Origin of the sequence: Streptomyces albus subsp. chlorinus (genome assembly GCF_013302895.1) — a bacterium.
Taxonomy (GTDB): Bacteria; Actinomycetota; Actinomycetes; order Streptomycetales; family Streptomycetaceae; genus Streptomyces; species Streptomyces chlorinus.
Genome location: NZ_VJOK01000001.1, coordinates 2619517 through 2624848 on the forward strand (window position 1 = coordinate 2619517; position 5332 = coordinate 2624848).

The 5332-nt window shown below is 76.2% G+C and carries 5 protein-coding genes and 1 pseudogene; 2 read left to right on the top strand and 4 right to left on the bottom strand.

The window, feature by feature from the left end; all coding sequences use genetic code 11:
- Positions 1–863 (bottom strand): LacI family DNA-binding transcriptional regulator (locus tag FM076_RS11760; protein ID WP_173874681.1); only part of this gene is annotated, 863 nt, incomplete at its 3' end.
- Positions 864–1060: 197 nt separating this feature from the next.
- Positions 1061–2140, bottom strand: coding sequence for a chitinase (locus FM076_RS11765; RefSeq protein WP_173870092.1), 1080 nt, complete (start codon positions 2138–2140; stop codon positions 1061–1063).
- A 325-nt stretch (positions 2141–2465) separates the two neighbouring features.
- Between FM076_RS11765 and FM076_RS11770 the strand changes: the two genes are divergently transcribed.
- A complete protein-coding gene (locus FM076_RS11770) occupies positions 2466–2696 on the top strand; it encodes a chaplin (RefSeq protein ID WP_173870094.1) in 231 nt (76 codons plus the stop codon).
- 208 nt (positions 2697–2904) lie between these two features.
- Here the strand turns inward: FM076_RS11770 and FM076_RS11775 are convergent, their stop codons facing one another.
- Entirely contained in the window at positions 2905–4338 is a 1434-nt protein-coding gene (locus FM076_RS11775; protein WP_173870096.1) for an ATP-binding protein, read from the bottom strand.
- On the bottom strand, positions 4335–5063 hold the full coding sequence (locus FM076_RS11780; RefSeq protein WP_173870098.1) for a response regulator transcription factor: 729 nt from the start codon (positions 5061–5063) through the stop codon (positions 4335–4337). The genes FM076_RS11775 and FM076_RS11780 overlap by 4 nt, the downstream gene beginning before the upstream one ends.
- Positions 5064–5107: 44 nt before the next feature.
- Here FM076_RS11780 and FM076_RS11785 point away from each other — a divergent pair.
- Positions 5108–5332: pseudogene (locus FM076_RS11785) on the top strand (hypothetical protein); the annotation flags it as partial.

Sequence of the window (5332 nt, forward strand, 5' to 3'; positions counted from 1 at the left end):
AGGGCGACGTCGTCGGGGACCGCGCGGCCCGCCCGGCGCAGCGCGAGCCGGGCGCCCGCGGCCATCACGTCGGAGGCGCAGAAGACGGCGTCGAGGCCGGGAGCGCGCTCCAGCAGCCCGCGCATGGCACGGGCGCCGCCGTCCTCGGTGAAGTCGCCGCACACGAGCAGGTCCTCGTCGACGGGGAGGCCGGCGTCGCGCAGCGCGGCGCGGTAGCCGTCGGCGCGGCACCGGGCCGCGTACACGTCCAGGGACCCGGTGATGGTGGCGATCGACCGGCGGCCCCGGCCGAGCAGGTGGGTGACGGCCCGGTGGGCGCCGCCGGTGTTGTCGCAGTCGACGTACGGCGCCGTTTCGCCTGCGTGCCGGCGACCGCCGAGCACGGCGGGTATCCGGGCGTCGGCGAGCAGGTCGGGCAGGGTGTGGTCGGCGTGCACGGAGACGAGGAGGACGCCGTCCACGCGGTGCGCCGCCGCGTACTGCGCGAAGCGCTCCCGCTCCTGCCGGCCGCTGAGCAGGGTGAGGAGCAACTGCAGGTCGGTGCGGGAGAGTTCCTCGCTGATGCCGCGGACGATGCCGGAGAACCAGGGCTCGGTGAAGAACCGCGACTCGGGTTCGGGGACGACCAGCGCCACGGCGTCCGCGCTGCCCGCCGCCAGGGCGCGGGCCGCCCGGTTGGGGACGTACCCCAGTTCGGCGACGGCCGCCTCCACGGCGGCCCGGGTGCGGTCGCTGACCCGGGGCGAGCCGTTGATGACGCGGGAGACCGTGCCCCGGCCCACCCCCGCGCGGCGTGCGACCTCCTCCAGCGTCGGCCGGCCCCGTGCGGCCCCGCCGGGCCGTGCGCCGCGCGCTGCTGCCATGGTGCCCTCCCCGCGCCGTGAGCCCCCGCCCGCCCGGGGCCGGGGCGACGGGGGTCATTCAACTACACCCCCGGCCGGGGAGGCGCCGCCCGTGCGCGGCCGGGAGCGGTGGCGGACGGCGCGGCGGGGAGTGGGGGGTGGGTTCCGTCGCGCCCCGCCGGCCGGGCCCCGGTGGGGGGCGGGGCCCGGCCGGGAGGTCAGCCCGCGAACGCCTCGGTGAAGGCGTGGGCGTCCTGCGCGACGCCGGAACAGGTCGGGTCCGCCTGGTCCTCGGGGCCGCCGGGGCAGGGCTTGTCGCGGGTGGCCGACCACATGGAGAGCCAGGCCATGCCGTGCTGGTCGGCGAACTTCCGCACCCGCGCGGCGTCCTGGGGCCGGAAGACCTCGCCGGCGACGTCGTTGACGCCGATCATCGGGGTGACGGCCAGGGTCTTCCACGCCCGCGCGTCGTCGAGGCCGAGCGCCGCGGCGATCTGCCGGTGGGAGGCGGTGGCGGCCTTGGTGGCGTAGTCGCCCATGTCGCCGCCGTAGGAGGGGCCGTAGTCCATGGCCATGAGGTTGACGGCCGACACCTCCACGCCGTTGGCCCTCGCGTTCTCCAGAAGGGCGACGCCGGGGCGGGTGAGTCCCCCGGGCATCACGGGGAGGGTGAAGGAGACGTCGAGGCCCTTGTGGCTCTTCTGGAGGGCGGCCAGGGCCTTGGCGCGGCGCTCGTTGGCCCGGGTGTCGGGGAGGGCCGCGCCCTCGATGTCGAGGTCGATCTTCTTCAGGCCGAAGGTGTCGACGACCTTGCCGTACGCCGCGGCCAGCTCGTCCACCGAGTCGCAGGCCAGGCCGAGTTCGGAGCCGTTGGCGCCGCCGAAGGAGACGCGGACGTCGCCGCCCTTGGCCCGCAGCCGGGGTATCTGCCCGGCGACCGGGTTGTCCGCCAGGTCCTGGCCGCCGCCCCACTTGGGGACGCACTGGCCGCCCCCGCTGGTGACGAAGGCCAGGTTGTACTCCTTGACGCCGGTCTTCCCGGCGCTCTCCAGCAGGTCGTAGGAGGGCTGGAGCGAGGTGTCGACGTAGGGCGCGAAGGGGGTGCCGCCGGCGGGGCCGGCGGCCGTCGCCGGCTCCTCGCCGGCCGTCGCGTTGCCCGCGAGCAGGAAGCCGCCACCCGCCACCAGCGCCGCCACCGCGGTGCCGGTGAGGAGCGTGGTCCGGCGGCTGGTGCGGCGGCGGTGGCCCGCCGCGCTCCGCGCGCCGGCCGGGTGCGCCGGGTTCGTCGTACGTGTCATCGGGTCGGTGCCTCGTTCTGTGGGGGGACGGGAACGGGCAGCACGCTACGGGCGGTGAATCGGGCGAATGCCGTGTTGCGGACTCCGGGCGGAGTCCTTAGGGCGCGCTTAAGGAAGCCGAAAGGACCTCCTCAGGAGCGACCCCCGCCGGCCCCCGTGCGGGGCCCGGTCGGGGTGGAGGGGAGGGGGCGTTGCTCCGGTCACCGCACACCGCGGCCACTCCCACGGGTGACGGGCGGGCGACGGTCGGAAAGTCACAACGACGGGGCGGAGGCCCTGTGCGTGGATGGAGCACAAGTTGTCTGTCTCCTGAAGGAAGAACACCATGCTTCGTCACGTGACCACGGCCGCCTTCGCCGCCGCCCTCGTCCTGGGTGGCGCCTCCGCCGCGTCCGCCGACGCCGGTGCTCAGGGCGGCGCCGCCAACTCGCCGGGGGTCATCAGCGGCAACGTCGTCCAGGTCCCCGTGCACGTCCCGGTGAACGTGTGCGGCAACACCATCGACATCATCGCGCTGCTGAACCCGGCCTCGGGCAACACCTGCGTCAACAAGTAAGGCCCGGCGCGACCAGCGTTCCGCACAGCGCCGCCGGGTCCGGTCCGTCCCACGGACCGGACCCGGCGGCGTTTCCACGCCCGGCGGCGGGGAGCGAAGCCGCCTCGGGGGCGCGCGCCCCCGCCCTCCGCCGGGCGGAGCGCCGTCACACCGGGCGAGGCGCCCCCGGCGAGGCACCCCCGGCGAGCCGCCTCCCTCGCGGGTGCTCTCAGCCCCGGCGGGGCCGGTGGGCGGGGCGGGACGGCCAGTGGCGGACGCCGCCGCGCATCCGGTGGCGGACGCGGCGGGGGCTCGTGCGCGCGGAGCCGTCGCGCAGCGCCAGCCACATCCGCACCTCGGTGCCGCCCAGCACCGAGCGGCCCAGCCGTACGTCACCGCCGGTCGACTCCGCGACGCGGCGCACGATGTCCAGGCCCAGGCCGGTGGAGCCGGGCCCGCCGTCACCGTGGCCGCGGCGCAGCGCCGCGTCCGGGTCGGCGATGCCCCCGCCCGCGTCGGACACCAGCACGATGACGGCGTCGTTGCCCGGGCCGCCGCTGTGCAGATCGACGGAGAAGGCGGTGCCTTCGGGGGTGTGGCGGAAGACGTTGCCGAGCATCGCGTCGACGGCGGCCACCAGTTCGGCCCGTGCGACCGGTACCCGTACCGGCTCGTCCGCCCCGGCCACGCGCGCCTCGCGGCCCTCGTCCTCGGCCAGCGCCGACCAGAACGCCATCCGCTCCCTGATCACCTCGGCCGCGTCGCACACGGCGCCGCCCGCGCCGCCCTGGGCCCTGGCCTTGTGCTCCCGTGCCGTACGGATGAGGGCGTCCACCTCCCCCTCCAGCTGGGCGACGGCGGCCCGGGTCTGCTCGGCGGTGTCGCCCTCGCCCAGCGAGGCGGCGTTCAGCCGCAGCACGGTCAGCGGGGTGCGCAGCCGGTGGGAGAGGTCGGCGGCCAGCTCCCGTTCGTTGGCCAGCAGCCGCACGACCTGGTCGGCCATGGAGTTGAAGGCGGTGGCGGCCGACCGCAGCTCGGTCGGCCCCTCCTCGGGCACCCGCACGCCGAGGTCGCCCTCGCCCAGGTCGTGCGCGGCGTCCGCGAGCCGCTCGGCGGGCCGCACCATGCGGGTGCCGAGCCGGTCGGCGACCGCCACCGAGCCGACGACGAGCGCGAGGCCGACCCCGGCGAGCACCATCCAGGAGGTGGCGACGCCGTGGGTGACCTCCTCGTCGGGCACGAAGACCTCGACGACGGCGATGCCGCCCGCCACGGCGGTGGGCCGCAGCAGCGCGTACCCGCCCCGGACCTCGGCCGTGGTGGCCCGCCCCTGGCGCCGGGCCGCCGCCAGCCGTTCGCGGGGCGCGCGGCTGTGCCCCACGCGCAGGGCGCCGTGCCCGCCGCCGTGCCTTCCCGCCGCCGGGGGCACGTGGACGGCGATCCGCCCTGCCGCGCCCGCCTGGGTGATGGCGACGGCGCGCTGGAGTTCGCGGCGGTCGCGGGTGATGGCCAGGGCGGGGCCGAGGGCGGACGCCTGCCGCTCGGCGCCGGAGAACGCCCGCTCGCGCGCGGTCTCCTTGACGACCAGTGCCAGCGGAACGGCGAAGGCCACCACCACCATCACCGTCACGGCGAGGCAGACCTTCACCAGGGCCCATCTCACGCGGGGCCGCCCTCGGCCGGTGGCGGCTCCAGTTTGACGCCGACGCCGCGCAGCGTGTGCAGATAGCGGGGCCGGGCGGCGCTCTCCCCCAACTTCCGCCGCAGCCATGACAAGTGGACGTCGATGGTCTGGTCGTCCCCGTAGGAGAGCTGCCACACCTCGGCCAGCAGTTCGCGGCGCGGGACGACGACTCCGGGGCGCCGGGCCAGGAAGGCGAGCAGGTCGAACTCCCGGCGGGTCAGGTCGAGCGGCGTCCCGTCCAGCACGGCACTGCGGCGCAGCGGATCGATGGCCAGCCCGCCCACCCGCAGCACCGCGTCCTCCAGGCCGTCGCCGTGCTCCGCCGTCCGCGCACGGCGCAGCACCGCCGCGATCCTGGCCGACAGATGGGCGACGGAGAACGGCTTGACCAGGTAGTCGTCCGCGCCCGCGTTGAGCAGGCGGACGATCTCGGACTCGTCGTCCCGCGCGGTCGCGATGATCACCGGCACGTCGGTGACGCCGCGCAGCATCTTCAGCGCCTCCGCGCCGTCGAGGTCCGGCAGCCCCAGATCGAGGATGACGACATCGAAACCGCCAGAGCCGCCGGAGCCGGCCTGCGCCACCTCGCGCAGGGCCTCCAGCGCCGTGCCCACGCTGCGGACGGTGTGGGCGGCTTCGGTCAGGTGCCGGATGAGGGCGGAGCGTACGAACTGGTCGTCCTCGACCACGAGCACACGTGCCATGGGCGGAACCGTACGGCATCCCGGCGGGCCCTAGGGTGACGGGGATGCAGCGCCCCAGACGACTTCCGAGACCGCGGGGAGTGCACGCCGTCGCGTGGACACTCGCCACCGGCGCCGCCACCACACTCTCCTGGTTCGGCGTGCACACCGTGCTGGACGACAGCTCCTACGACCCGCCGCGCGCGCTGCCGGTCTCCCACGGACCGGACACGGGCGCCGCGCCTCGGGCCTCCTCCACGCACCGTCCCGGACCGCACCCCGCCTCCCCC

Bases quoted from the DNA above. Each gene is read 5' to 3' on its own strand.
- FM076_RS11765 (WP_173870092.1), bottom strand. From the start codon at position 2,140: ATGACACGTACGACGAACCCGGCGCACCCGGCCGGCGCGCGGAGCGCG.
- FM076_RS11780 (WP_173870098.1), bottom strand. From the start codon at position 5,063: ATGGCACGTGTGCTCGTGGTCGAGGACGACCAGTTCGTACGCTCCGCC.
- FM076_RS11770 (WP_173870094.1), top strand. From the start codon at position 2,466: ATGCTTCGTCACGTGACCACGGCCGCCTTCGCCGCCGCCCTCGTCCTG.